This is a genomic window from Pseudomonas sp. Marseille-Q0931, assembly GCF_940789645.1.
Classification (GTDB): Bacteria; Pseudomonadota; Gammaproteobacteria; order Pseudomonadales; family Pseudomonadaceae; genus Aquipseudomonas.
Map to the genome: position 1 here is coordinate 76,692 of NZ_CALNWT010000012.1, position 26,283 is coordinate 102,974.

At 61.5% G+C, this 26,283-nt stretch carries 22 protein-coding genes; 12 read left to right on the forward strand and 10 right to left on the reverse strand.

Annotated elements, in window-relative coordinates:
* Nucleotides 1-22: 22 nt before the first annotated feature.
* A complete protein-coding gene (locus P3C50_RS18390; RefSeq protein ID WP_275547058.1) occupies nt 23-934 on the reverse strand; it encodes a putative 2-dehydropantoate 2-reductase in 912 nt (303 codons plus the stop codon).
* Nucleotides 931-1,893, reverse strand: a complete 963-nt coding sequence (locus tag P3C50_RS18395) for a response regulator (protein ID WP_275547059.1) — start codon at nt 1,891-1,893, stop codon at nt 931-933. The genes P3C50_RS18390 and P3C50_RS18395 overlap by 4 nt, the downstream gene beginning before the upstream one ends.
* Nucleotides 1,894-2,031: 138 nt before the next feature.
* On the opposite strand from P3C50_RS18395, the gene P3C50_RS18400 reads away from it, so the two are divergent.
* Nucleotides 2,032-2,511, forward strand: coding sequence for a YajQ family cyclic di-GMP-binding protein (locus P3C50_RS18400; RefSeq protein ID WP_275547060.1), 480 nt, complete (start codon nt 2,032-2,034; stop codon nt 2,509-2,511).
* Between the two features lie 114 nt (nt 2,512-2,625).
* The gene (locus P3C50_RS18405) at nt 2,626-3,471 is read left to right on the forward strand and encodes a mechanosensitive ion channel family protein (RefSeq protein ID WP_275547061.1); all 846 of its coding nucleotides are present in this window, start codon (nt 2,626-2,628) and stop codon (nt 3,469-3,471) included.
* 118 nt (nt 3,472-3,589) lie between these two features.
* Here P3C50_RS18405 and P3C50_RS18410 read toward each other — a convergent pair whose 3' ends face one another.
* Both P3C50_RS18410 and P3C50_RS18415 read right to left on the reverse strand, forming a co-directional pair.
* A complete protein-coding gene (locus P3C50_RS18410) occupies nt 3,590-5,350 on the reverse strand; it encodes an AmpG family muropeptide MFS transporter (RefSeq protein ID WP_275547062.1) in 1,761 nt (586 codons plus the stop codon).
* Between the two features lie 40 nt (nt 5,351-5,390).
* Nucleotides 5,391-5,765, reverse strand: coding sequence for an MGMT family protein (locus tag P3C50_RS18415; protein ID WP_197857446.1), 375 nt, complete (start codon nt 5,763-5,765; stop codon nt 5,391-5,393).
* 16 nt (nt 5,766-5,781) lie between these two features.
* On the opposite strand from P3C50_RS18415, the gene P3C50_RS18420 reads away from it, so the two are divergent.
* Together P3C50_RS18420 and P3C50_RS18425 are read left to right on the forward strand one after the other, a co-directional pair.
* Nucleotides 5,782-6,774, forward strand: coding sequence for a DUF481 domain-containing protein (locus P3C50_RS18420; RefSeq protein WP_197857445.1), 993 nt, complete (start codon nt 5,782-5,784; stop codon nt 6,772-6,774).
* 144 nt (nt 6,775-6,918) lie between these two features.
* Nucleotides 6,919-7,932 carry a DUF481 domain-containing protein gene (locus tag P3C50_RS18425; protein WP_275547063.1) on the forward strand — a complete coding sequence of 338 codons (1,014 nt, stop codon included), beginning with the start codon at nt 6,919-6,921 and terminating at the stop codon, nt 7,930-7,932.
* Between the two features lie 64 nt (nt 7,933-7,996).
* Here the strand turns inward: P3C50_RS18425 and P3C50_RS18430 are convergent, their stop codons facing one another.
* Both P3C50_RS18430 and upp read right to left on the reverse strand, forming a co-directional pair.
* Nucleotides 7,997-9,259: a uracil-xanthine permease family protein gene (locus tag P3C50_RS18430; protein ID WP_197857441.1), complete on the reverse strand. Its 1,263-nt coding sequence runs from the start codon at nt 9,257-9,259 to the stop codon at nt 7,997-7,999.
* Nucleotide 9,260: 1 nt separating this feature from the next.
* A complete protein-coding gene (gene upp, locus P3C50_RS18435; protein WP_197857439.1) occupies nt 9,261-9,899 on the reverse strand; it encodes a uracil phosphoribosyltransferase in 639 nt (212 codons plus the stop codon).
* Nucleotides 9,900-10,137: 238 nt separating this feature from the next.
* Between upp and P3C50_RS18440 the strand changes: the two genes are divergently transcribed.
* Nucleotides 10,138-10,695, forward strand: coding sequence for a hypoxanthine-guanine phosphoribosyltransferase (locus P3C50_RS18440; RefSeq protein WP_275547064.1), 558 nt, complete (start codon nt 10,138-10,140; stop codon nt 10,693-10,695).
* Nucleotides 10,696-10,798: 103 nt separating this feature from the next.
* On the opposite strand, the gene dauA is transcribed toward P3C50_RS18440, so the two are convergent.
* The gene (dauA, locus tag P3C50_RS18445; protein ID WP_275547065.1) at nt 10,799-12,538 is read right to left on the reverse strand and encodes a C4-dicarboxylic acid transporter DauA; all 1,740 of its coding nucleotides are present in this window, start codon (nt 12,536-12,538) and stop codon (nt 10,799-10,801) included.
* 172 nt (nt 12,539-12,710) lie between these two features.
* Here dauA and P3C50_RS18450 point away from each other — a divergent pair, with 172 nt between their 5' ends.
* Complete coding sequence (locus P3C50_RS18450) at nt 12,711-12,998, forward strand: PA4642 family protein (RefSeq protein WP_275547066.1); 288 nt, start codon at nt 12,711-12,713, stop codon at nt 12,996-12,998.
* 611 nt (nt 12,999-13,609) lie between these two features.
* Here the strand turns inward: P3C50_RS18450 and rpsT are convergent.
* Nucleotides 13,610-13,888 carry a 30S ribosomal protein S20 gene (gene rpsT / locus P3C50_RS18455; protein ID WP_003243036.1) on the reverse strand — a complete coding sequence of 93 codons (279 nt, stop codon included), beginning with the start codon at nt 13,886-13,888 and terminating at the stop codon, nt 13,610-13,612.
* A gap of 189 nt (nt 13,889-14,077) precedes the next feature.
* On the opposite strand from rpsT, the gene murJ reads away from it, so the two are divergent.
* The 6 genes from murJ to ispH all read left to right on the forward strand — a co-directional run bounded on the left by murJ (nt 14,078) and on the right by ispH (nt 21,496).
* On the forward strand, nt 14,078-15,619 hold the full coding sequence (murJ, locus tag P3C50_RS18460) for a murein biosynthesis integral membrane protein MurJ (protein ID WP_275547067.1): 1,542 nt from the start codon (nt 14,078-14,080) through the stop codon (nt 15,617-15,619).
* Between the two features lie 79 nt (nt 15,620-15,698).
* Complete coding sequence (gene ribF / locus P3C50_RS18465; RefSeq protein WP_275547068.1) at nt 15,699-16,649, forward strand: bifunctional riboflavin kinase/FAD synthetase; 951 nt, start codon at nt 15,699-15,701, stop codon at nt 16,647-16,649.
* Nucleotides 16,646-19,480 carry an isoleucine--tRNA ligase gene (gene ileS, locus P3C50_RS18470; protein ID WP_275547069.1) on the forward strand — a complete coding sequence of 945 codons (2,835 nt, stop codon included), beginning with the start codon at nt 16,646-16,648 and terminating at the stop codon, nt 19,478-19,480. Before ribF ends, ileS begins: the two co-directional genes overlap by 4 nt.
* Nucleotides 19,473-19,982 (forward strand): signal peptidase II, encoded by a 510-nt coding sequence (lspA, locus tag P3C50_RS18475; protein ID WP_197857418.1) that lies wholly within the window; start codon nt 19,473-19,475, stop codon nt 19,980-19,982. Before ileS ends, lspA begins: the two co-directional genes overlap by 8 nt.
* Nucleotides 19,979-20,416 carry an FKBP-type peptidyl-prolyl cis-trans isomerase gene (locus tag P3C50_RS18480; RefSeq protein WP_275547070.1) on the forward strand — a complete coding sequence of 146 codons (438 nt, stop codon included), beginning with the start codon at nt 19,979-19,981 and terminating at the stop codon, nt 20,414-20,416. The genes lspA and P3C50_RS18480 overlap by 4 nt, the downstream gene beginning before the upstream one ends.
* Nucleotides 20,417-20,551: 135 nt before the next feature.
* On the forward strand, nt 20,552-21,496 hold the full coding sequence (gene ispH, locus P3C50_RS18485) for a 4-hydroxy-3-methylbut-2-enyl diphosphate reductase (RefSeq protein ID WP_275547071.1): 945 nt from the start codon (nt 20,552-20,554) through the stop codon (nt 21,494-21,496).
* Between the two features lie 62 nt (nt 21,497-21,558).
* Here ispH and P3C50_RS18490 read toward each other — a convergent pair whose 3' ends face one another.
* Together P3C50_RS18490 and P3C50_RS18495 are read right to left on the reverse strand one after the other, a co-directional pair.
* Nucleotides 21,559-21,984 (reverse strand): type IV pilin protein, encoded by a 426-nt coding sequence (locus P3C50_RS18490; RefSeq protein ID WP_275547072.1) that lies wholly within the window; start codon nt 21,982-21,984, stop codon nt 21,559-21,561.
* A gap of 4 nt (nt 21,985-21,988) precedes the next feature.
* On the reverse strand, nt 21,989-26,269 hold the full coding sequence (locus tag P3C50_RS18495; RefSeq protein ID WP_275547073.1) for a pilus assembly protein: 4,281 nt from the start codon (nt 26,267-26,269) through the stop codon (nt 21,989-21,991).
* Nucleotides 26,270-26,283 lie beyond the last annotated feature (14 nt).

Here is a 26,283-nt window from a genome sequence, read left to right on the forward strand (position 1 = left end):
GCCATTGCCACGGCCTGGGCCGCTAGTTCACAGGCAAGCCGCGTGCTTGCAGGTGGCCGAGCAGGCGTTGTTGCAGGTGCTGCAGGTGCGGCAGATGCAGCTGATGGCGCTGCGCCGCGGCGCAGGCGTAGCCCAGCAGATAGCTGATCTCGGTGCGGCGACCCTGGGCTACGTCCTGATGCATGGACGAGTAGTTCGCCGCGGTGGCGTGAATCACTCGCCGTACTTCCTCGAGCAGATCTTCCGCCGCAGCCGGTTGACCACAGCGCTGCAGCAGCTCGGCGAGTTCGGCGCATAGGGTGGCGACCTCGGCCGGATGTTCGGCCAGGCCGCCGTTGCGGCAGTCGTGCAATACGGTGAGCGGGTTGATCGCGCAATTGAGCGCGAGCTTGCGCCACAGGCGCGCGAGGATGTCCGGGCTCCACTGGTGGGCGATGCCGGCGCGCTGCAGCTCGTTCAGCCAGGTGGGCGGCTGCGGATTGCCTGGGTCGCCCAGCCAGTTGTGGCCATGTCCGGCGAACTCCACCTGGAAGTCGGCAGGACGAAAGGCGCCTTCGGTACTGGAGACGAACAGGCAGCGCTGGCCGGGTAAACGTTGCGCGACCTCATCCTGGCTGCCCAGGCCATTTTGCAACAGCAGCAACTCGGCACCCGGGGCCAGACGCGTGGCGATACTGGTCACCGCGTCCTGCGCGTCATAGGCCTTGCAGGCGAGCAGCAGGCGTTGGATTGGCGTGTCCGTCTGTGGCAGTTCCGCGGCAATCGCGTACTGCTGGGCCTGGCCCGCTTCGATCAGCGTCAGGCCACCGGCCTGGCGATAGGCATCGAGGCGTTGCCGGTTGCGCAGGATCAGCCTGACCGGCAAGCCGGCGCGGGCCAGGCGAGTGGCCCAGAGGCTGCCGAGGCTGCCGGCGCCGAGGATGTGCCAGGTCACGGCAGGGGCAGGCGCATGGCGGCGACCCGGCCGCTGGCGTAGGACTCTGCGAGCAATTTGTCCGCGTGCTGGATCAGTTGCTCGGGGTCGGTTGGCAGCGCCTTGGCGTCCAGCCCGACCAGGCTGATACCGGCCTTGAGGGTGATGAAGCCCTCGCTGGTCTTGAACGCCTTGAGATTCAGTCCTTCATGCAGGCGTTTGAAGCTGCTCGGCGAGCATTCGTGCAGGTCTTCGAGCAGGGTGATCAGGCCGAAGTGGTTGTCATCCAGGCGGGTCAGCACGTCCAGTGGCCGCACCAGTTGCTGCAGGCGGCGCGCGACGCCGTGCAGCAGCTCATTGAAGAACCGGTCGCCATACTGGCTGCGCAGCTGCCCGGCATCCTGCAGGCCGATCAGCAGGTAGCACACGGCGCCGCCGCGCGATTCGATCTGGCGCAGGCTGTCGCCGAGCTTCTGGCGCAGGTAGCGCGGGTTGCCCAGGCCGGTGAGCGGGTCGACCAGATTGCGCCGCTCCAGGCTGGCGATGTTCTGCGTCAGCATGCGGTTCTCGTGCAGCAGGCGCTGCAAGGTATTGCACAGCCGGTCGGCGGCGTAGACGCGTGGCACCAGTTGCTCGTTCATCGCCGCCTTGCTGATGAAGTCATCGACGCCACGGTCGAAGGCTTCGCCGAGGACGTTTTCGCCTTCCTTGCCGGTCAGCAGGATGATGTAGGTGTAGTGATCGGCCGTCTCGTCCAGCTGGCGCACCCGCGCGGTCAGCTCCAGGCCATCGATCTCGGGCATCAGCCAGTCGGCCAGCAACACGCTGGCCGGGCGTTGCTCCAGCAACTGCAGCGCTTCGCTGGCGCTGCTGGCGAAGCGCACGTCCTGGTAGCCGGCCTGGCTCAGGGCACGACCGATCATGGCACTGGAAAACTTGGCGTCGTCCACCACCAGGATGCTGAGATGGGGGTTGGGCATGGTGCAGGCTCGCAGGCAGAGAGGAAGGACGCCAAGCGGCGTATATCAGACTGGGTATAATGGGCCCGCCAAAGTTATCGTCAAGTCAGGCGCGCTCACTCCGTGAAGAGGATCGCGCCGTCCATCAGGAGCCCACTCATGCCTTCGTTCGACGTCGTGTCTGAACTGGACAAACACGAACTGACCAATGCGGTCGACAACGCCATCAAGGAACTCGACCGCCGTTTCGACCTGCGCGGTAAGTGCAGCATCGAGAGCAAGGACAAGGCGCTGACCTTGACCGCCGAAGCCGAGTTCATGCTCGAGCAGATGCTCGACATCGTGCGCAGCAGCCTGATCAAGCGCAAGATCGACTGCCAGTGCATGGAAACCAAGGAACCTTACGCCTCCGGCAAGGTGATGAAGCAGGAAGTCACCTTCCGCGAGGGCATCGACAAGGAGCTGGCGAAGAAGATCGTCGCCCACATCAAGGACGCCAAGCTCAAGGTGCAGGCCGCCATCCAGGGCGAGCAGGTGCGTGTCACCGGCAAGAAGCGCGATGACCTGCAGGAGGCCATCGCCCATCTGCGTGGTCACGAATTCGGCATGCCGCTGCAGTTCAATAACTTCCGCGATTGAATGGGTGATTGAACCCGCGCGTCTGCCCGGCGTCGCATTCATCATGCCCATAACGCCATGGCTGTAGGCGCAGCCATAGCGTTGTCGTTTCGCCCCAACCAAGGAGCAATCCCTATGGATCTCAATGCTGAAATCGATCAGCTCCTGCGTGAATCGCAAACGTGGATCCCTCTGATCATGCAATACGGCAGCAAGCTGCTGTTGGCCCTGGTAACCCTGCTGATCGGCTGGTGGTTCATCAATCGTCTGACCGGCAACATCAGCAAGCTGCTGGCCGCGCGCAAGGCCGATCCGGCGCTGCAGGGCTTCATTGGCAGCATGGCCAATATCATCCTCAAGGTGCTGCTGATCATCAGCGTGGCCTCGATGGTCGGCGTGGAAACTACGTCCTTCATCGCTGCGATCGGTGCTGCAGGCCTGGCGATTGGTCTGGCCTTACAGGGCAGCCTGGCGAACTTCGCTGGCGGTGTGTTGATCCTGCTGTTCCGCCCGCTGCGTATTGGTGACTGGATCGAGGCTCAGGGCGTGATGGGCACGGTCGACAGCATTCAGATCTTCCATACCGTGCTGCGTACCGGCGACAACAAGACGGTCATCGTGCCAAACGGCAACCTGTCCAACGGCATCATCACCAACTACAACCGTCAGCCGACGCGCAAGGTAGTGTTCGATGTGGGCGTTGATTACGAGGCCGATCTGCAGGCAGCCCGTGAAGTGCTGCTGGAGCTGGCACAGGACGAGCGCGTGCTCAGGGAACCGGCGCCGGTTGTGGTAGTGAGCGCCCTGGGTGACAGTGCCATTACCGTGTCCCTGCGTCTTTGGGTCGATACGCCCAACTATTGGGATGTGATGTTCATGCTCAACGAGCAGGCCCGTGACCGACTCAAGATGCGTGGCATCGGCATCCCATTCCCGCAGCGGGTGGTGCATATGGTGCACGAGAGCGCGCCAGCCGAATAAGCGCGTCTATTGCGGCAGAACGAGACCGGCCAGGCGAGATTTGGCCGGTTTTTTTATGCCTGTTTTCGAGACTGCCAGCGCTCTTGCGGCAGGTGCCGTGGCGCATGTGCGGTGGCGCCTAGCTTTGTCTGCTCTGGCGCTGCCACTGCAGCAGGATCAGCAGCAGCGTCGGAATGCCCATCAGCGCCGTGGCGAGGAAGAAGTTGGCGTAGCCGAGGTGCTCCACCATCACCCCGGAATAACCGCCGATCAAACGTGGCAGCAGCAGCATGATGGAGCTGAGCAGGGCGTACTGGGTGGCGGAGAACTTCAGGTTGGTCAGGCTCGACAGATAGGCGACGAACGCTGATGTGGCCAGGCCGGCGCTGAAGTTGTCGCAGCTGATGGTGACGATCAGCATGTTCAGGTGCGGGCCCATGCCCACCAGCAGCATGAACAACAGGTTGGTCGCGGCCGACGCCGCCGCGCCGATCAGCAGGATCGGCATGATGCCGAAACGCACGATCAGCAGGCCGCCTACACCCGCGCCGAGCAGGGTCATCACCAGGCCGAAGACCTTGCTGACGCTGGCGATCTGCTCCTTGGTGAAGCCCTGGTCGATGTAGAACACGTTGGCCATCACCCCCATCACCGTGTCGGAAAGGCGATAGGTGGCGATCAGGCTCAGCAGGAGCAACGCCTGCCAGCGATAACGCACGATGAAGTCGTTGATCGGCGTCAGCACCGGGGCCATGCCGCCCCAGAATAGGCTGGATATCGACAGGCCGGTGAGCAGGGTATATAGCAGCGCGCGAAGGAAGGCTCGGTCGTAATACAGCAGGTCCTGCAGGCTCATCTGGCCCTGGAACAGCAGTGGCAGGTCGCTTTCGTAGAACTGGGTGACCATCGCCGGAATGGAAATCAGCAAAATGATCAGCAGCAGCACGGAAAGCAGCTGGTGGAAGAAACCGTATTTCGCCGCGGCGGTTTTCAGCACCGGCGCCAGCCCGCCCCAGAACAAGCCGGAGGCGCACACGCAGGCCAGGGTGCTGTAGAGCATGGCGCGCAGGAAGGCGCGGTCGTTGTAGAGCAGCTCCTGCATGCTGACATCGCCGAGCAGCATGAGCATCAGGTCGCTTTGGTAGAACTGGATGAACATGGTCGGCACGGCGATGACCAGTACGATCACCGCGAGGATCGCCAGCAACTGATGGAAGAAGCCGTGCTTGGGCGGTGCGACATGAATGTGTGGTGGCGCCGGCGGCTCACGCATCCACAGGGAGGTAAGCAGCCCAGGCAGCATGAGCAGGGCGAAGACCAGGTAGGTGCCAGTCCAGGCGCCGAACTGGTAATCCTTGGCGGTCGAGCCGAAGCCTTCGGCGAAGTACAGCGCACCGGCGGTGGCCAACAGTGCGGCGACGCGGTAGCCGGTCATGTACGCGGCGGCCAGCGCAGCCTGATGTTCGTCGCCGAGAATCTCCAGGCGGTAGGCGTCGACGGCGATGTCCTGGGTGGCCGAGGCGAAGGCCACCAGCACGGCGAGGGCGATCAGCGAGGACAGGTGCGTTTGCGGGTCGTAATTGGCCATACCGATCAGGCCAATGGCGACCAGGCCTTGCGAAAGCACCAGCCAGGAGCGACGGCGGCCGAGCTTGCCGAGCAGCGGCAGGCGCCACTGGTCGAGCATCGGCGCCCACACCCACTTGAAGGCATAGGCCAGGCCGATAAGGCTGGCGAAACCGATGGTCTCGCGCGCCACACCGGCTTCGCGCAGCCATACCGAAAGGGTCGAGAACACCAGCATGTAGGGCAGGCCGGCGGCGAAACCCAGAAGTAGAAGAGCCAGTGTGGCGGGATTGGCATAGGTGGCGAGGGCTTCTCGCCAGGATTTGCGTGGCATCAGGCTCGAATCTGGGCAGGGGTGGTTCGTAGGGCGCACTCTAACTGCTGTGCTCCATCGGGCGCCAGCCGTGACGACGCATATCCACACGTTCGTTCAGGATGCTGATGCCTTCTGCACGCAGGCGCGCGCGTTGTTCCGCGCCAGAAGGGCTCCCGGCTGCCAGACTGAGGCGACCGCCCGCGGCGATTACCCGGTGCCAGGGCAGGGTGGTGCCGTCGGGCAACTGGCTCAGCGTACGGCCGACCCAGCGCGCTGCGCGGCCAAGGCCGGCCAGCTGCGCCAGCTCGCCATAGCTGACGACCTTGCCTTGCGGCACTTGCGCCAACACCAGGTACAGCGCTTCGCGGCGCGCCTCCACGCTTGCCGGTGGCGATGCTGGCCATGCAGACTCTGGCGGTTTCGTCTTGCCCATAGGGTGTGCCCTCATCATGCGCGTACTGATCGCCTTGTTCCTGTTTACCCTGGCAGCCCCGCTCTGGGCCGATACCGTATGGTTGAACAACGGTGATCGCCTGAGCGGCGAGATCATCCTGCTCGATGGCGGCAAGCTGGCCCTGAAAACCAAATACGCCGGCCAGGTGCTGATCGACTGGAAGGATATCGATACCCTCAGTTCGGACAAGCCCCTGCTGGTGCGGCGCAGCGGTTTCGACAGCGAGCGCAGCGAAAGGTTGGCCGCGGCCGGCGCGGGCATGGTCCGGGTGCAGGGAGAGCGCGAGTACACCCTGCCTCTAGCAGAGATCAAACGCCTGGTGCCGCCACGGCCGCTGCTGGAGGATCACCTCTGGGAGGGGAACCTAGACGCCAAGCTGGACATGAAGCGCAACCAGAACGATGTCGATGAGTGGAAGCTCAAGGGCAATACCCGTTTTGAGCACGGCCGCTGGCGTCATGTGCTCAGCGGCGAGCTGGAGCGCGAAACCAAGAACGACAGAAAGGTCGAGGACAATTGGGAGCTGGAGTACGACCTTGATCGCTTTTTCACCGAACACTGGTTCTGGCGGGTCGGGGTTGAGCAGGCCGAGGATGAGTTCGAGACGGTCGATCGCCAGCGCATCGCCGGTACTGGCCCCGGCTATCGCTTTTGGGACGATGAACTGGGGCGCTTTGATCTGATCGGCCAAGTCAATCGCGTACGCCTGGAGTCGGATGTCGCTGACCTGGCCTTCAGCACCACATCGCTGGAGTTGGACTACAAGCGCTTGCTTTGGGGCACGCGGCTGGAGTTTTACGCTAACGCCGAATTGCAGATTCCGCATGTCGATGAGATCGACTACGTGCTCGATAGCGAGTTCGGTCTGCGCTACCGACTCAATCAGTGGGCGCGGCTGTCGCTCCTGTATGAACTGGATCAATTGCGGGGGCAGGGGCAGACCGTTTCAGATCGACATTATCTGATCGGTATTGGCGTGGGCTGGTGAAGTCGTCCGGCGGAATGCCGTCCAGCGGGATGCCGCCCAGCGGAAAAACCTGAACTCTAGCTGTCTGGATCGGTCAGCTGTTGCTCTGGCGCCGGGCTTGCGGATAATGCCCGGCTTTCGCTCACGAACCTCTATATCTCCCTTATGCCTCGCTCTACATCGCTGTCCCTGCTCGGGTTGAGCATCGCCTTGTGCAGTTCAGTTACCTTCGCCGATACCGTCTGGTTGAAGAACGGTGATCGCCTGACTGGTACCATCCGCTTCTTCGACGGCAGCAAGCTGTTGCTGGAAACCGACTACGGCGGCTCCATCCCGCTGGACTGGAAGAAGATCGCCACCCTGGAAAGCGAGCATGAGCTGCTGGTGAAGCTCGGCCCCGTAGATGGTGAACGCGCCAAGTCGCTGCTGGCCGCCGAGCCCGGCAAGGTGACGCTGGCCAATGGCGAGGCGCCCAAGACCATCGAACTGACGCAGATCGAGCAGATCATGAAGCCCAAGCCGTTGGTGGAAGATTTCACTTGGAAGGGCAATATCGATCTCGGTCTGGACTACAAGCGCGGCGAGCGCGATTCCGACGACTACGATGTCGACCTGAAGACCCAGGCCCGTCACGGTCTTTGGCGGCACAATGCGCTCGCCGATTACAACCGCGAGTTGAAGGATGACGTCGTCAGCACCGACAACTGGAGCGCCGAATACGCGCTCGATCGCTTCCTTACCGAGAAATGGTTCTGGCAGGGGCGCTTCGAATACAAGCGCGACCGCATCGAAGAGGTCGAGCGTCAGCGCACCCTCGGTACCGGCCCCGGTTACCAGTTCTGGGATGACGAGCTGGGCGCCTTCTCCGTTGCCACCCTGGCCAACCGCAGCGACTACCGCTACAGCAATGGCGAACAGGATCGCTTCTACGCCATGAGCGTGAAGTGGGACTACAACCGCTATCTGGTCGGCAAGACCGTCGAATTGTTCAGCGTCGGCGAAGTCGGTCGCCCGCTGAGCGGTGCGGCCGATTACAGCCTGGATGCCGAGATCGGCCTGCGCTACAAGGTGACCGACTGGGCTTCGCTGAACGTGAAAGCCGAGAAGGACATGGTCAGCGGCGCCGAGGGTGACCTGGATGAAACCCGCTACACCTTGGGCTTCGGCGTTGGCTGGTAAGTCGTAACGCCGTGCAGACGAAAAAGCCCGCGATGATCGCGGGCTTTTTCATTGGGCGACGGAATCAGGCTTCTTCCACGTCCCGCTTGCGCCAGCCGGCGCTGCCCGGCAACACCAGATTGAGCAGCAGGGCGCTGATCGCGCACAGGGATATCCCCGACAGGGCGAATTCCTTGCCGCCGATGACCATGCCGCCGATGCCGAACACCAGGGTCACCGAAACGATGATCAGGTTGCGCGCTTCGGACAGATCGACCTGGTGACGAATCAAAGTGTTCAGGCCGACCACGGCGATGGAGCCGAACAGCAGGCAGAGAATGCCGCCCATCACCGGTACCGGAATGCTCTGCAGGGCCACGCCGAACTTGCCGATAAAGGCCAGGGCGATGGCGAATACCGCAGCCCAGGTCATGATCTTCGGGTTGTAGCTCTTGGTCAGCATCACCGCGCCGGTGACTTCGGCATAGGTGGTATTGGGCGGGCCACCGAACATGCCGGCGGCCGAGGTGGCGAGTCCATCTCCAAGCAGGGTGCGGTGCAGCCCGGGGTTCTTGACGAAGTTCTTGCCGGTGACGTTGCCGATGGCGACCACGCCACCGATGTGCTCGATGGCCGGCGCCAGAGCCACGGGCACCATGTACAGGATGGCGCCCCAATGCAGCTCCGGTGCGATGAAGTTGGGCACGGCGAGCCAGGATGCCTGGCTCACGGCGGTGGTGTCGATCACCCCTAGCACGGCGGCGATGGCGCAGCCCACGGCGATACCGGCGAGGATCGGCACCAGGCGAAAGATGCCGCTGCCCAGCACGGCCACCAGCAGGGTGGTAATCAAAGCTGGCATCGAGATCATCATCGCGGTGTTGTACGGCACCAGCTCGACGCTGCCGTCACCGGCCTTGCCCATGGCCATGTTCACCGCGACCGGCGACAACGCCAAGCCGATGGAAATGATCACCGGCGCGATCACCACCGGGGGCAATAGCCGGTCGATGAAGTTGGGACCGCGCAGTTTGACCAACAGCGAAAGCAGGATGTAGACCAGGCCGGCGGCGATCACACCGCCCATCACGGCAGGCAGGCCGAACTCGCCCTTGGCTGCCAGGATCGGCGCGATGAAGGCGAAGCTGGAGGCGAGGAAAACCGGAACCTGACGCTTGGTCACCAGTTGGAACAGCAGGGTGCCGATACCCGCGGTGAACAATGCCACGTTGGGGTCCATGCCGGTGATCAGCGGCATCAACACCAGGGCGCCGAAGGCCACGAAGAGCATCTGTGCGCCGGCAATGCCCTGGCGCCACAGCGGATCGTTGAAGTCCGTCTGCGACATGTCAGGCGTCCTTCTGCTTGGTGCCAAAGATCTTGTCACCGGCATCACCCAACCCCGGAATGATGTAGCCGTGCTCGTTCAGACGCTGATCGACGGAGGCGGTGAAGATGGTCACGTCCGGGTGAGCCTGCTCGACCGCCTTGATGCCCTCAGGGGCGGCGACCAGCACCATGGCGCGAATGTCCTTGCAGCCGGCCTTCTTCAGCAGGTCGATGGTGGCAACCATCGAGCCGCCGGTGGCCAGCATCGGGTCGATGATCAGGGCCAGACGCGAGTCGATTTCCGGTGCGAGCTTCTCCAGGTAGGTGTGCGCCTCGAGGGTTTCCTCGTTGCGCGCGACGCCCACGGCGCTGACCTTGGCACCTGGAATCAGGCTGAGCACGCCATCGAGCATGCCGATGCCGGCACGCAGGATGGGCACGACGGTGATCTTCTTGCCGGCGATCTTCTCGACCTGCACGGTGCCGGCCCAGCCTTCGATGTTGTAGGCTTCCAGCGGCAGGTCATTGGTGGCTTCATAAGTCAGCAGGGCGCCCACTTCCTGGGCCAGCTCACGGAAATTCTTGGTGCTGATATCGGCGCGGCGCATCAGGCCGATCTTGTGACGGATCAGCGGGTGGCGGATCTCGCGAGTGGGCATGGGCTGGGATCTCCAACGGGGCTCTGGGAAAATCGCGTTAGATTAAAGCATTGCTCATGCCAAGTGGTGGGTGATTGATAAGTCACGACGTCCGACATGGCGCATCGGCTACGCTGGTCTGCCGATACTTGGCAAGCGCTGCACGGGTCTGTACCTTTGCCCGCTTTTATTTGACGAGTCGATCAGCTTTCAGGCTGCTCGCCGCCATTCATCAGCCCGATCAAGAGAGAGTCTCATCATGTCCGCCGATCTCGCGCACATTCGCCAAGTCATGGCGGAAGCCGACTGCCTGTACACCGAAGCCGAGGTGGAAGCGGCCATCGACAAGGTCGCCAGCCAGATCAACGGCGAGCTGGCCGAGCGCAACCCGGTGGTGTTCTGCGTGATGAACGGCGGCCTGATCTTCTCCGGCAAGCTGCTGACCAAGCTGAACTTCCCGCTTGAGGCGTCCTACCTGCACGCGACCCGTTACCGCAACGAAACCAGCGGTGGCGAACTGTTCTGGAAAGCCAAGCCGGAAGTGTCGTTCATCGACCGCGACGTGCTGATCATCGACGACATTCTCGATGAAGGGCACACCCTCGGTGCGATCATCGATTTCTGCCGCCATGCCGGCGCACGTGCCGTGCATACCGCGGTGCTGATCGACAAGGATCACGACCGCAAGGCACGTCCCGACCTGAAAGCCAATTACGTAGGCCTGCAGTGCATCGATCGCTACATCTTCGGTTACGGCATGGACTACAAGGGCTACTGGCGCAACGCCGCCGGCATCTTCGCGGTTAAGGGCCTGTAACCCGCCTCTATTTTGTAGGAGCGAGCTCTGCTCGCGATCTTGGGCCATGACGAGGCCGTGTGCGCCGCGCATTGGTCTTTTCCGTGCGCATGGCGCACGACGCCTACCCGGGGTGTGCCGCTTCCGGCGCACCATCCAGCCAGCGCAGGGCTTTCTCCCGCGCCTGCGGCAAATCATGAACGTAAGCCAACTGCCCGGCGCGTCGGTGGATGCCGGCGCGGCGTAGTTGCAGTCGCACCTGCGCTGAGGGACCCGCGAGGATCAGGGCAATGCCCTGCTGGCGATAGTCACGCAGCACATTGTCCAGCGCGGCGATGGCGGTCATGTCCAGCAGCGGCACCGCGCTGATATCGACGATCACGACTCGCACCCCCGGGGTGAAGCGGCGCAGCACGCTCAGCGCCTTTTCGGCCGCGCCGAAGAACAGTGGGCCGCGGATGGCGTAGGCCAGCACATGCTCGGGCAGGTCCTGCAGCGCCTCGCGCTGATGCCGATTCAGTGCTGCGGTATCGGTCAGTTCGCTCATACGCTTGACGAACAAGCCGGCCGCCAGCAGCAGGCCGACGCCCACGGCAAGCACCATATCGAACAGCACCGTCAGCACCAGGCAGGTGAGCAGCACCAGCACATCGCTGCGTGGTGCGATGCGCAGGGTGTGGGCGACATGCTGCGGCTCGCTCATGTTCCACGCCACCATCAACAGCAGCGCGGCCAGAGCCGCCATCGGCAGGTAGCTGAACAGCGGCGCGAGCAGCAGAATCGCCGCCAGTACCACGCCGGCATGAACCAGCGCCGCCAGCGGGGAAAACGCGCCGGCACGCACGTTGGCTGCGGTACGGGCTATGGCCGCAGTGGCGGTGATGCCGCCGAAGAACGGCGCAGCCAGATTGCCCAGGCCCTGGCCGATCAACTCGGCGTTGGGATCATGCTTGCTGCCGGTCATGCCATCGGCCACCACCGCGCACAGCAATGACTCGATGGCGCCGAGCATGGCAATGGCGAAGGCCGGGGCGAGCAACTGGCGGATCAGCTCGAACGACAATACGAGCGGCTGGCCGTCAGGGCCCGGCAGATTCCAGGGAAGCGCGAGGTCCGGCAGGAAAGGCGGGATGCCGGGATGCTCGATGCCACCGAGCTGATAGCTGAAGCGCTCGCCCAGTGTCGCCACCGGCATTCCCAGGTATTCCAGCGCCAGCGCCAGTAGCGCGCCGATCGCCAGGGCTGCCAGATGCGCAGGGATCTTCGGCACCAGGCGCGGCCAGATCACCAGTATCGCCAGGCACGTGGCGCCAACCAGTGTGTCGCCGGGCTGCAAGCCGGGAAGTGCACGTACCAGTAGATTCAGCTGTTCCAGCAGGTGTTGAGGCGCTTCGGCCAGGTGCAGGCCGAACAGGTCCTTGATCTGCAGAACGGCGATGACGATGCCGATACCGGCGGTAAAACCCAGCGTCACCGGGTAAGGCACGAATTCGATCAGGCGACCGGCGCGCAGCAGGCCCAGGCAGATCAGGATGACGCCGGCCATCAAGGTGCACAGCAGTAATCCGCCGAGTCCGTACTGTTGGGTGATCGGCAGCAAAATCACCACGAAGGCGGCAGTGGGGCCGGATATGTTGAAGCGCGAGCCGCCGCACAGTGCGATCAAGGGTGCGGCGATCAGGACGGTATAAAGACCGTGCTGCGGCGCCACGCCTACGGCAATGGCCAGCGCCATGGCCAGCGGGATGGCGATGATGCCGACCGTCAGGCCAGCGCTCAGATCCCCGCGCAGGGCCTTCCAGGAATAGCCTGCACGCAGGGTCTGGCGCCAGGCGGCGAACAGCGGTAACGATGGACGTGACATGCTGGCTCCCTAATGGCTTGGCGCATTATAGGGGGCGGTTTGCGTGTCGCGGCATGACCTAGGTCGGCTGTCGCGTCGATTGTTCGCGTGTTAGCTTGCCCGGCTGCGCGTTGAGCGGCGCGCGGCTCGGCGGTAAACTGCCGGCCCTCTGTAATGCTGGCGGGAGCGGGCGATGCGTAAAGACAAGAAGCAGGTGATTGGCGAAGAAATCAGCGATGACTCGATCAAGCTGTTCCTTGCGGTGGAACCAGCGGACGCCACGCCGCCTTCGCTGCACAAGCTGGTCAAGGCTTACCGCGGTCTGCGCGTCGATGACTTCGAGCGTTTTGTGGGTTTCTTCAAAGCCGAAGGCTACGACCTCTCTGCCACCGATGCGCAGGGCAACGATTTCGTCGCGCTGATTCAGGATCAGCGCAACGCCGAGCCTTATATCGAAGTGATCAAGGCTGCTCGCGGCTAATTTTCGCCGGCAACGAAAATGCCCGCTCTCCATCGAGGAAGCGGGCATTTTTTGCTTTTGTGCGGACTCTGACTGCTACTCGTGAGCGCGGGCCAGGCTGTTTGTGGGAGCGGACTTGTCCGCGAATCGTGGCAGCAAAAGCTTCGCGGTCAAGACCGCTCCCACGGGGAACGGGTAAGCCGGCAGACCAAGGGGCAGGTCGAGCTCAGGCTTTTTGTAGGAGCGGACTTGTCCGCGAATCGCGGTAGCAAAAGCTTTGCGGTCAAGACCGCTCCCGCAGTACGGGCCAGCCGGCAGCCCGAGAGGCGGGTCGAGACAGGCTTCCTGTAGGAGCGGACTTGTCCGCGAATCGCGACAGCAGAAGCTTCTCGGTCAAGACCGCTCCCACGCGATTCGGGTAAGCCGGCAGACCAAGGGGCAGGTCGAGCCCAGGCTTTTTGTAGGAGCGGACTTGTCCGCGAATCGGTGCAGCAAAGCCTCGCGGTCAAGACCGCTCCCACAGGTACGAGCAAGCCGGCAACCCTGGACGCAGATCGATCCCCCGCTTCTCGACAAAATGCAGCCAATAAAAAACCGGCCTCGAGGGCCGGTTTTTCAAGAACCTGTCGCGATTAGGCGGCAGCAGCTTCGCCCAGCGCCTTGATGTGCGCGTTCAGGCGGCTCTTGTGACGAGCGGCTTTGTTCTTGTGGATGATGCCTTTGTCAGCCATGCGGTCGATGACCGGAACGGCTGCAGTGTAAGCGGTCTTGGCAAGCTCGAGATCCTTGGCAGCAATAGCCTTGACCACGTTCTTGATGTAGGTACGAACCATCGAGCGCAGGCTGGCGTTATGGCTACGGCGCTTCTCAGCCTGTTTGGCGCGTTTTTTGGCAGAAGGTGAGTTGGCCACCGTCAAGCTCCTCGAAAACTGGGGGTTACGACAAATAAGGCCGCGAATCATGCCGATCCATCTGCCTGCTGTCAAGTCCGATGACGCTTTCCTGTGCTGGCCTGACCAGTGGTGGCTCGCTACACTCGTCGCCTTCGTTGGGTGGCGGATTGTCCGCTACTGCAACCCTTTATGGAAGCCGAACCCCCCATGAATTTGCTCAAGTCCCTGGCTGCCGTCAGTTCCCTGACTATGGTCTCGCGCGTGCTGGGGTTCGTGCGCGATACCATCATCGCCCGTACCTTCGGCGCTGGCGTGGCGTCCGATGCCTTCGTGGTGGCGTTCAAACTACCCAACCTGTTGCGCCGCATCTTCGCTGAGGGGGCCTTCTCCCAAGCCTTCGTGCCCATTCTCGCCGAGTACAAGATGCAGCAGGGCGAGGAAGCCACGCGCACCTTCATCGCCTACGTTTCCGGTTTGCTGACGCTGGTGCTGGCGCTGGTCACCGCCATCGGCGTGCTTGCCGCCCCTTGGATCGTCTGGGCCACGGCGCCGGGGTTCGCTGACGAGGCCGAGCGCTTCGATTTGACCGTCGACCTGCTGCGGGTGACCTTCCCTTATATATTGCTGATATCCCTGTCATCGCTGGCTGGGGCTGTGCTCAATACCTGGAATCGTTTCTCGGTACCGGCATTCGTGCCGACGCTGCTGAACGTCAGCATGATTGTCTTCGCATTGTTCCTGACGCCTTATTTCGATCCGCCGATCATGGCGCTGGGGTGGGCGGTGCTGGCCGGTGGTTTGGCGCAGTTGCTCTGGCAACTGCCCCACCTGAAGAAGATCGGCATGCTGGTGCTGCCGCGCCTGAGTTTCGGCGACCTGGGCGTCTGGCGTGTGCTCAAGCAGATGGGGCCGGCGATCTTCGGTGTGTCGGTCAGCCAGATTTCGCTGATCATCAACACCATTTTCGCCTCCTTCCTGGTGGCCGGCTCGGTGTCCTGGATGTATTACGCCGACCGCCTTATGGAACTGCCTTCGGGCGTACTGGGCGTGGCGTTGGGCACCATCCTGTTGCCGGCACTTTCCAAGACCTACGCAAGCAAGAACCGCGACGAATACCAGCGCCTGCTCGACTGGGGCCTGCGCCTGTGCTTTTTGCTGGTGCTGCCCTGCACCCTGGCGTTGGCGATCCTCGCCGAGCCGCTGGTGGTCTCGCTGTTCCAGTACGGCAAGTTCACCGCCAACGATTCGCTGATGACCCAGCAGGCCCTGATGGCTTACGCGGTCGGCCTGTTGGCGTTGATTCTGGTGAAGATCCTTGCACCGGGCTTCTATGCGCAGCAGAACATCAAGACGCCGGTACGGATTGCCGTGGTCAGTCTGCTGGCGACCCAGGCGATGAACGCGCTGTTCGTTTTCGGCCTGGAGATGGCGCACGTCGGCCTGGCGCTGGCGATCAGCCTGGCGGCCTGTCTCAATGCCGGCCTGCTGTACTGGCAACTGCGCCGCGCCGATATCTTCCGGCCGTTGCCGGGCTGGGGTGTGTTCCTGTTCAAGCTGGTGGTCGCAGTCGCGGTGATGGTCGCCGTGTTGCTGGGGCTGCTGCAGGTCATGCCGGCCTGGGCGGAAGGCGAGATGTACGTGCGCCTGTTGCGTTTGGGCGCCCTGGTGGCGGCTGGGCTGGTCGCCTACTTCGGCATGCTGCTGCTATTGGGATTCCGCCCGCGCGATTTTGCCCGACGGGCGTTGTAGCGGTTTCAGGCGTCGCGATGCCTGTTGTGCATGGCCTGCTGTGCGTATAATCGGCCACTTTGTGAACAAGAAGCGTGCTATGCAGCTGGTTCGAGGTCTTCATAACCTGCAGCCCCAGGCGCGGGGCTGTGTGGTCACCATCGGTAATTTCGACGGCGTTCATCGTGGGCACCAGGCCATCCTGGCGCGTCTGCGCGAGCGCGCCGCGGAACTGGCCGTGCCCAGCTGCGTGGTGATCTTCGAGCCGCAACCGCGTGAATTCTTCGGTCCCGACACTGCGCCAGCGCGCCTGACCCGCCTGCGTGACAAGCTTGCGCTGCTGGCCGCCGAAGGCGTCGACATGGTGCTGTGCCTGGCCTTCAACCGCCGCTTGCGCGAGTTGTCGGCCGCCGAGTTCGTCCAGCGTGTGCTGGTCGACGGGCTTGGCGTCAAGGACCTGGAGATCGGCGATGATTTCCGCTTCGGCTGCGACCGGGCCGGCGATTTCGAGTTTCTCAAGGCCGCAGGCCTTCGCCACGGTTTCAGCGTCGAGGCCTCCACCACGGTGGAAGTGCTGGGCGGCCGGGTCAGCAGCACGCGTGTGCGTCAGGCCCTGGCCGGTGGCGATTTCGCTCTGGCGGAAGCCTTGCTCGGCCGACCGTTCCGCATCGCCGGTCGGGTGTTGCACGGGCAGAAGCTCGGCCGCCAGCTCGACGCACCAACAGCCAACATCCAGCTCAAGCGGCGCAAGGTACCGCTGACCGGAGTCTATTTGGTGAGCTGTGAAATCGATGGCGTGATTCAACCGGGCGTCGCCAACATCGGCGTGCGCCCCAGCGTTGCCGGTGACGGCCGCGCCCATCTGGAAGTGCACCTTCTGGATTTTGCCGGTGATCTTTATGGCCGGCGCCTCTCGGTGGCTTTCCACCACAAGCTGCGTGATGAGCAGCGTTTCGCCTCGCTGGAGGCCTTGAAGGCGGCGATTGCCGCTGATATCGCCGCTGCCCGTGAATACTGGCAGAGCCACCCGCTGATGAAGAGCCCGAAATGACCGACTACAAAGCTACGCTGAATCTGCCCGATACCCCGTTCCCGATGAAGGCCGGCCTGCCGCAACGCGAGCCGCAGACCCTGCAGCGCTGGAACGAGATTGGTCTGTATAGCAAGCTGCGCAAGATTGGCCAAGGTCGGCCGAAGTTCGTCCTGCACGACGGCCCGCCCTATGCCAACGGCAGCATTCACATCGGTCATGCGCTGAACAAGATTCTCAAGGACATCATCACCCGCTCCAAGACCATGGCCGGCTTCGACGCGCCCTACGTGCCGGGCTGGGACTGCCATGGCCTGCCGATCGAGCACAAGGTCGAGACCACTTTCGGCAAGAACCAGCCGGCGGACCTGACTCGTGAACGCTGCCGTGCCTATGCCGCCGAGCAGGTCGAGGAGCAGAAGGCCAACTTCATCCGCCTTGGCGTGCTGGGCGATTGGGACAACCCCTACCTGACCATGAATTTCGCCAACGAGGCCGGCGAGATTCGCGCCCTGGCGGAAATGGTCAAGAACGGTTTCGTGTTCAAGGGCCTCAAGCCGGTCAACTTCTGCTTCGATTGCGGCTCGGCGCTGGCCGAGGCCGAAGTCGAGTACATGGACAAGAAGTCCGAAGCCATCGACGTGGCCTTTCCGGTCGAGGATGCCGACAAGTTGGCCGCTGCATTCGGCCTAGCCAGCCTGAGCAAACCGACCGCCATCGTTATCTGGACCACCACGCCCTGGACCATCCCGGCTAACCAGGCGCTCAACGTGCACCCGGAATTCACCTATGCGCTGGTAGACGTGGGCGACCGCCTGCTGCTTCTGGCTGAGGAAATGGTCGAGAGCTGCCTGCAGCGCTATGGCCTGCAAGGTCAGGTGATCGCCACCGCGCCGGGCGCAGCGCTGGAGTTGATCCGTTTCCGTCATCCGTTCTACGAGCGTTTTTCGCCGGTGTATCTGGCCGAATACGTCGAGCTGGGCGCCGGTACCGGCATCGTCCACTCTTCGCCGGCCTACGGTGAGGACGACTTCCGCACCTGCAAAGCCTACGGCATGAGCAACGACGAGATCTTTAACCCGGTGCAAAGCAACGGTGTGTACGTCGAATCGCTGCCGTTCTTCGGCGGCCAGTTCATCTGGAAGGCCAACCCGGCCATTGTCGCCAAGCTCGAAGAAGTGGGCGCGCTGCTCAAGCACGCCACCATCAGCCACAGCTACATGCACTGCTGGCGCCACAAGACGCCGCTGATCTACCGCGCCACCGCGCAGTGGTTCGTGGGCATGGACAGCCAGCCAAAAGAGGGCGGCACCCTGCGTGAGCGCTCGCTGGCGGCCATCGAACAAACCAAATTTGTCCCGGCCTGGGGCCAGGCGCGCCTGCATAGCATGATTGCCGGGCGCCCGGACTGGTGCATCTCGCGTCAGCGCAACTGGGGCGTGCCGATCCCGTTCTTCACTCATAAGGAAAGCGGCGAGCTGCACCCGCGCACCGTCGAGCTGATGGAAGAAGTCGCCAAGCGCGTCGAACAGGAAGGCATCGAAGCTTGGTTCAAGCTGGACGCCGCCGAGCTGCTCGGCGCCGAAGCCGATCAGTACGACAAGAGCCGCGACACCCTGGACGTATGGTTCGACTCCGGCACCACTCACTGGCACGTGCTGCGCGGCTCCCACGCCGAGCTGGCGCATGCCGATGGCCCGGTTGCCGATCTGTACCTGGAAGGTTCCGACCAACACCGTGGCTGGTTCCACTCATCCTTGCTGACCGGCTGCGCCATCGACGGCCACGCGCCGTACAAGGAGCTGCTGACTCACGGCTTCACCGTCGACGAGCAGGGCCGCAAGCAGTCCAAGTCCCTGGGTAACGTGGTTGCGCCGCAGAAGGTGATCGACAGCATGGGTGCTGACATCCTGCGTCTGTGGGTCGCTTCCACCGACTACTCCGGTGAAATGGCTGTCTCCGACCAGATCCTCCAGCGCAGCGCCGATGCCTATCGCCGCATCCGCAACACCGCACGCTTCATGCTGGCCAACCTCAACGGCTTCGACCCGGCGAAGGATCTGCTGCAACCCGAGCAGATGCTCGACCTCGACCGCTGGGCCGTCGACGCTGCTTTGCGTCTGCAGGAAGAGATCATCGAGGCCTATGCCGAGTATCGCTTCTGGAATGTCTATTCCAAGGTGCATAACTTCTGCGTGCAGGAGCTGGGTGGCTTCTATCTGGACATCATCAAGGACCGTCAGTACACCACCGCCGCCGACAGCGTGGCGCGTCGCTCCTGCCAGAGCGCGCTGTATCACATCAGCGAGGCGCTGGTGCGCTGGATCGCGCCGATCCTGGTGTTCACCGCCGAGGAGATCTGGCAGTTCCTGCCGGGCGAGCGCGACGAATCGGTGATGCTCAATACCTGGTACGCCGGTCTGGAGCGCCTGCCGGAAGGCTTTGATCTCGATCGCGCCTACTGGGATCGGGTCATGGAGGTCAAGGCTGCAGTCAACAAGGAGCTGGAAAATCTGCGCTCGGCCAAGGCCATCGGCGCGAGCCTGCAGGCCGAAGTCACCCTGTTCTGCGACGAGGCCAAGCAGGCCGACCTGGCCAAGCTCGGCGACGAGCTGCGCTTCGCTCTGATCACCTCGGCGGCGCAGACCGCGCCGCTGGCCGACGCGCCAGCCGACGCGGTGGTGACCGAAGTCGAAGGCCTGAAGCTGAAGATCCTCAAGTCTGCCCACACCAAATGTGGCCGCTGCTGGCACTTCCGCGTCGATGTCGGCAGCCATGCCGAGCATCCAGAGCTGTGCAGCCGTTGCGTGAGCAACATCGAAGGCGAGGGTGAGGTGCGCAAGCATGCCTGAGTCCTCGCGTTTCGGGCATCTGCCCTGGCTGCTGTTGAGCGTGCTGATCCTGGTCGCCGACCGGGTGACCAAGGACATCTTCGAGGGCGGCCTGAGCATGTATCAGCGCATCGAAGTGATCCCGGGCTATTTCGACTGGACCCTGGCCTACAACACTGGCGCGGCGTTCAGCTTCCTCGCTGATGCCGACGGCTGGCAGCGCTGGTTCTTCGCCGCCATCGCCATCGTCGTCAGCGTCGTGCTGGTGGTCTGGCTGAAGCGCCTCAAGCGTCATGAAACCCTGCTGGCCGTGGCCCTGGCCATGGTCCTGGGCGGTGCGCTGGGCAACCTTTATGACCGCGTGGTGCTCGGCCACGTGGTCGACTTCATTCTGGTGCACTGGCAGAGCCGCTGGTTCTTCCCGGCCTTCAACCTGGCCGATACCTTTATCACTATCGGTGCCATCCTGCTGGCACTGGATATGTTCAAGAGCGACAAGTCCGCGAAGGAGGCTGCGCAATGACAGACGTACGCATTGGTCCGGACAGAGAAGTGACTCTGCACTTTGCCCTCAAGCTGGAAAACGGCGATGTGGTCGACAGCACGTTCGACAAGCAACCGGCGATCTTCAAGGTCGGCGACGGCAACCTGCTGCCTGGTTTCGAGCAGGCGTTGTACGGTTTCAAGGCCGGCGACAAGCGCAGCGTGCAAGTGCAGCCGGAGCAGGGCTTCGGCCAGCCGAATCCACAGAACGTGCAGGTCATGCCGCGCAGCCAGTTCGAGGGTATGGAGCTCTCCGAAGGCCTGCTGGTGATCTTCAACGACGCCGCCAACACCGAGCTGCCGGGCGTGGTCAAGGCGTTCGATGACAAGCAGGTCACCATCGACTTCAACCATCCGTTGGCTGGCAAGACCCTGCAGTTCGACGTGGAAATCGTCGAGGTCAAGGCGCTTTAGTCTGCAGGGTCGCTCTTGTAGGAGCGGCTTTAGCCGCGAAGTGCTTCTTGCAGCCTGCGCATATCCCGCGCAGGCTGTACCTCCGGGATCGACACATCGCCATGTCGATCCCCGATCAATACCGAGACAGCCAGCATGCATATCAAACTCGCCAACCCCCGCGGCTTCTGCGCCGGCGTCGATCGTGCCATCGAAATCGTCAACCGCGCCCTGGAAGTCTTCGGCCCACCGATCTACGTGCGCCATGAAGTGGTGCACAACAAATTCGTGGTCGAGGATCTGCGCGCACGCGGTGCGGTATTCGTCGAAGAGCTGGATCAGGTGCCGGACGATGTCATCGTCATCTTCAGTGCACATGGCGTTTCCAAGGCCGTGCGCGACGAGGCGGCAAGGCGTGGCCTGAAAGTCTTCGACGCCACTTGCCCGCTGGTGACCAAGGTGCATATGGAAGTGGTGCGCTACAGCCGTGAAGGCCGTGAGTGCATCCTCATCGGTCACGAAGGCCACCCGGAAGTCGAAGGCACCATGGGCCAGTACGACGCCAGCAATGGCGGCGCCATCTACCTGGTGGAAGACGAGGCCGATGTTGCCGAGCTGCAGGTGCGCAACCCCGAGAACCTCGCCTTCGTCACCCAGACCACCCTGTCGATGGACGACACCGGCAAGGTCATCGATGCCCTGCGTGGCAAATTCCCCGCCATTGGTGGCCCGCGCAAGGACGACATCTGCTACGCCACGCAGAACCGTCAGGATGCGGTCAAGCAATTGGCCAGCGAGTGCGACGTGCTGCTGGTCGTCGGCAGCCCCAACAGCTCCAACTCCAACCGCCTGCGCGAACTGGCCGAACGCATGGGCACCCCGGCCTACCTGATCGATGGCGCTGAGGACCTTCAGCGTGAGTGGTTCGAAGGAGTGGGCGGCGTTGGCATCACAGCCGGTGCCTCTGCGCCGGAAGTACTGGTGCGGGGGGTGGTCGATCAGCTGCGCGCTTGGGGAGCAGTGGGGGAGACGGAGCTGGATGGAAGGCCGGAGAACATTACGTTCTCGATGCCGAAGGAGTTGAGGGTGAAGGCGTTGTAAACAAAAAGCCCGATCTATTGATCGGGCTATCCATATTTTGCTGTTTTGTTAAATTGTTAGGTCTATTTCCAGCAGTCTTCCACGCTTTTATTTCCGCTGTTTCCTTTTACTCCTACTGCATTCAGAGTTAGGTTACCGCAGGCATCGTCGTTGAATTGTTCCTCAGCAGTAAGAGTGTAGCCGCCATCATCATCCTCTTCACCGATAGACAGCTCGTATTTTCCTGTCTCTGATGTGCCTCCATCCTTCAGGTTGAGCTTATTTATGTCTTCGTCGGACGTGATGTATTCGTTGTTCTGCGCGAAATAGCGTTCCTGTCGGGCGGCGACTTCGTTGAGGAACGCTTGGCCTTCGGTGCGATTGCCGCGTTTGACGAACTCCTGATAGCTCGGATAGGCGATTGATGCCAGTATGCCGATGACTACCACAGTGATCATTACTTCGATCAGAGTAAAACCACTCTGACGAAGATGGGCGCTGTCGGACAATGGATTACTCCTCTGTTGTAGGCAATTGTCGCCAGGTTTGACGGCCTTCCGTCAGGCCTGAATTCACTGCGTAATCTTCGACTCCGCTAGGGCCGTCACCGTCGTTCACATAGATGTGGCCATTGGAGATGCTAAAGTCGCCGCCATCGAAGATGAAACCGGCAATTCCAGCGTCGTATTCGCCGTCGCCATCTAGATCGAAGGTTGAATAAGGAGTGGCGCCGCCGGTCGTCGAGTTGATGCCGTAAGCGGTACCGGTCAGTCCCGCCTCACAAGGGTCTTCGCTTGGGGTGATGGTGGTTAGCAGCTGAGTGCTGCCCAGCAGGCGCATGTTGTAGACCATGCGCTCGCCATCCCCAGGGAAGTCGATATACCAGCCCCACTTATCGACATCGCCATCGGTAGTGCCGCTGTCATCGTACCAATTAATGGTGTTGTTGCTGAGACTGTATGTACTTCTGCCATTGAAGGTCGTTGCGGTGAATTCCTGTTCAATCAGATCGCTACGGCTCTTGCCATCGCTCAGCGAGCCGCTGGTTGCCTGACCTGCCGTTTTGCGGTCCCAGATACCGTACAGGCTTTGCTGATCGGTATTGCTCTTGTCGAGGGAGGTCAAATAGCGCCCGGTGCCGAAGGTCACAATGTAGCCTAGGCCGCTAGGGTGTCTGGTTAGCAATGGCGCCGCGGTGATTGGCTGACGCTCACCATCTGAGTTACGAGCTACGTAGAGCGGCTCGCCGCCGAAAGATACTTCAAAGTCATCTTCTGTCGCACTGTCGGTGAATGGGTTATCTGCACTTGTGTCGATCAGATCGAAACGCCATAGATTACCGAGCAGGTCCCCAGCATAGGCGTAATCGACGATACCGTCGTTGTTGATATCAAACCCCATCAAACGTGAAAGGCCATTGGCCAGGCCGTCCACGGTCTCGCCATCCTCCAATGTGGGCGTGGCGGTCAGCTTCGTGATGACTTCGCCAGTCTTGATGTCGAGTACGAACAGCACGGCGTTGCTGCTGCCGCTATCGTAGCCGTTGGGTACCAGCGCAGCCCAGTCGCCATTGTGCAGGCGGAAGATGCCCGGCGTGGGCACGCTGTAGCCCATGTCTTCGTCGTCCTCGTTGCTGAACTCCCAGAGCAACTCCGGGCTGTCCGGTTCGGTCACGTCCAGGGCGAAGACAGAGCGGCCGCCAGCGCCTAGGCTGCCGAGCAGGACTTTGTGCCAGTTGCCATCGAAATACACGTCACGCGCCACAGGAGAACCGTCGACGAAGTACTGATGTGGAGTACCACCTTCCTCACCATAGTCCTGGACGGTGAGTCTCGGTAGGTTCTTGATTACGGCACTGGGGACGAAGGCGAAGCGTTCTAAGCCGGTTGCGGAATCGAAAGCATGCAGCATGCCGTCATTAGCGCCGACATAAATCGTGGAATGGCCAGCCTGCCTGCTCCTATATTCTGCGTAATTGTCGCTACCTTCCAGATAGTTGGCATTACTGACGGAGTAGTTAGCCCCAGCGACCAGAAGCGGGGAGGAGTTGATGATGTCGCCGAGCTCACTACTACGGATAAAGTTCACACGCGATTCGCCGAGCGTATCGGTCGTGCCATCCGGGGCGGTGTTGAGCAATGCTTGCTGGGCCTCGTTCAGATTGCCCCAGTTGAAGGATGCCAACGTGTCATTCCGGACGAATTTTATATTCCGGTTGGCGCCGGTCAGCGTCGTGTCAGTAGTCCATTCCCCATCACTCTCTCCAGGGCTCCTAGTGTTGACCTTTTTCAGCGTACCGCGCCAGGGATCTACATCGAAGCTGGTGGTATAGGCAAAGGTACCATCGCCGGTACTGCTGTCTTGAGTACTAATGGTGGGAGAGGTGACGCTGGTGCTTCCCCCTGTGATGGCGTTGAAGGCCTTAGTTAGCTGCTCCTTGAGGGTAGAGGCATTGGTTACCAGGAAGTAGTTGTCCGGGGTGCCTGCGGTCTCGGAGTCCCATTTGCCATCTTCTGGCACACTATTGGACGCGTTGTTGAAGCCGCCAAAGCCACCCCACTTAGCTGCATACCAGAGCGGATTTTCCAGGCTGGTTGTCGAGCCGGTACCAGGGGAAAAGTAACGCGCCTGGGTTGCCGTATTGTCGGTTCTTACCAGCGAGCTACTGCATGTTGACTTGGTCGTTGGGTTACAGGCACCAGGTTTCTGACCGGGGTGGGTGTCGAGTCTGTATTTCTGGTAATTGTTGTTGTTACCGCCCGATACCTCCAGATAGATGCCGTCGTCATTGCCTGCGCCGGCTAGGGTGTAACCGATGTGCGACTGGTAGCCAGCATTGGCGTAGGTGCGAGTCAGAATGACTTCCACCCTGTTGTCGGCGGTGACCCTCACGTCATATTGCACCGTTACATCCACGTCATAATCGGCGCCTTGAGCGGCATCGTCGAATACCACTCGGAAGCGGGCCTGCGGCCGTCCACCGTTGACGGCCAGCACCTGATGCTGGCCTGGCATGTTGTTCATGGAATCGACGAAGAAACCGGTGATCTGCATGGTAACGTCGGGGTTGCCGGTCACCACTTTGCCGAATGGAACTAGGGTAATGTCGTTCCCTCTTACCGGCATCCGTATTTGCGGGAGCGGCGATGATAAGGCCACCGCGTATGTTTTGACCGGCTGATTACCCTTGCTGGTGATCGGGTTGGTATTGGCGTAATAGGCAACACTGGCGGAATAGTACGTGCCGCCCTTGGTCGGTTCATCCGGCAATCCTCGGATATTGCCAAAGCTAGAGGCCGACTTAGCGGTAGGGGCGTAGTCGCTAGTAGCCGTACCGACCTGGCCGATGTTGATGTTTTGGGTGCCACCAATTTCCGTATTCCAAATTGCTTGGCCCCGGGCCGAAACGTCCAGTTCCGCGAGCGCCGTGGTCGTTGCAGGTGCGGTTTCGCCGAAGGCGTTGCCCGGCAGGCTAGAGTCATAGTTCGGGTTGACGTCGCTGATGACTGTCATGAAGGGGCGGGAGCAGCGTTTCCCCAGGCCATTGTCTGCGTAAGGGTTGGTCCAACTGCTGACCTTGGGCAAAGCAAGATTGACATCGTTGCTGCCGGAGTAGGAGTAGCTAGAAGTCGGAGCACTCGCGCCACTAAGGTAGCGCAAAGTTTCGAACATCATTTCGGCCAGGGGGTTGCCCCAGTTGCGGCATTTGCCATTGGCCAAAGTATTGCCGGTATCACAGTTGTTGTAGTTGCCGGTGCTATTGGGATCGTCGATCTTCAAGGTGTTGAGGGTTTTGACGATTCCATCGGTCGCAGACACGAACTGCCCGGTAGCGGAGTTGACCTCGTCCTGAAATGAGCTGAGTGCTTTGCGCAGCACTCCACCCTGAAGGTTGTTGGTGTAGGAGCCGGTCAGTAAACCGAAGTACATGGTGTCGCTTTCACCGAAGTCGTGCAGCAGTCCGGTAGGCCTGTAGTTCTTACCGTTGTAGCGTTTGCAATTGTCTTCCAGTAGTCCTTCCTTGCACACTTCGACCCGGACGACGAAGTCATCCGTCTTTGGATTACTTAGGTCCCGGGCTTGAGTGACTTCGGCAGCCACCCAGTCCCAGATTCTATTCGCACCTGTTTGCGCACGGGCTACGCGGAGCATGGGAGCTCCAGTGGTGGTCAAGCTGGTGCTGGCGAACAGAAGACGCGTTCCGCTGGTGAAAGGGGTGTAGTCCCTGATGTCGTAACCATTCGTGGCGGTGTTCTCGTACTCAGATCCCCAGGTATGGGCATCCCGGCGGATGTAGACACGCTCCAGAATGGTTCTTGATGCATTGTTGCCTGACGCTGCTGTTTCGGCAGAGCGATAGCCTCCGTAAAGCACCTTACGCAAGGCATCCATACGCGAGGTGGTCAAGTAGTTGAGATAGTCACCGCTCCACAGATTACCTGCGCAGGTCTTGTCTGTCGTTACGCTGTGGGGGACGAATATGTTGCTACTGTACTGGTAGCACTTCTTCGAGTCGAAATAGCCGAAGTAGTCTAGGCCACCTCTATTAGCAGGTAGATGGCCTTTATAGCCAACATCGATTACCCCGTCGCCATCGAGATCGGAGGTATTGTCATAGGCGGGGGCATACAAGCTATGGTCGCGGCCCATGACCAGCATGTTCAGTGGCGGCACTGACTCGCTGACGAACAGTGGGGTCTGCGAAAGGGAACCGCTATCGGCCCAGGCCACAGACAGGCCGATATTGAGGCCAAGCAGAGTGCCAAGGGCAAAGGGGGTAATGCGCGGGATCATGAAGGTCTCCTGGC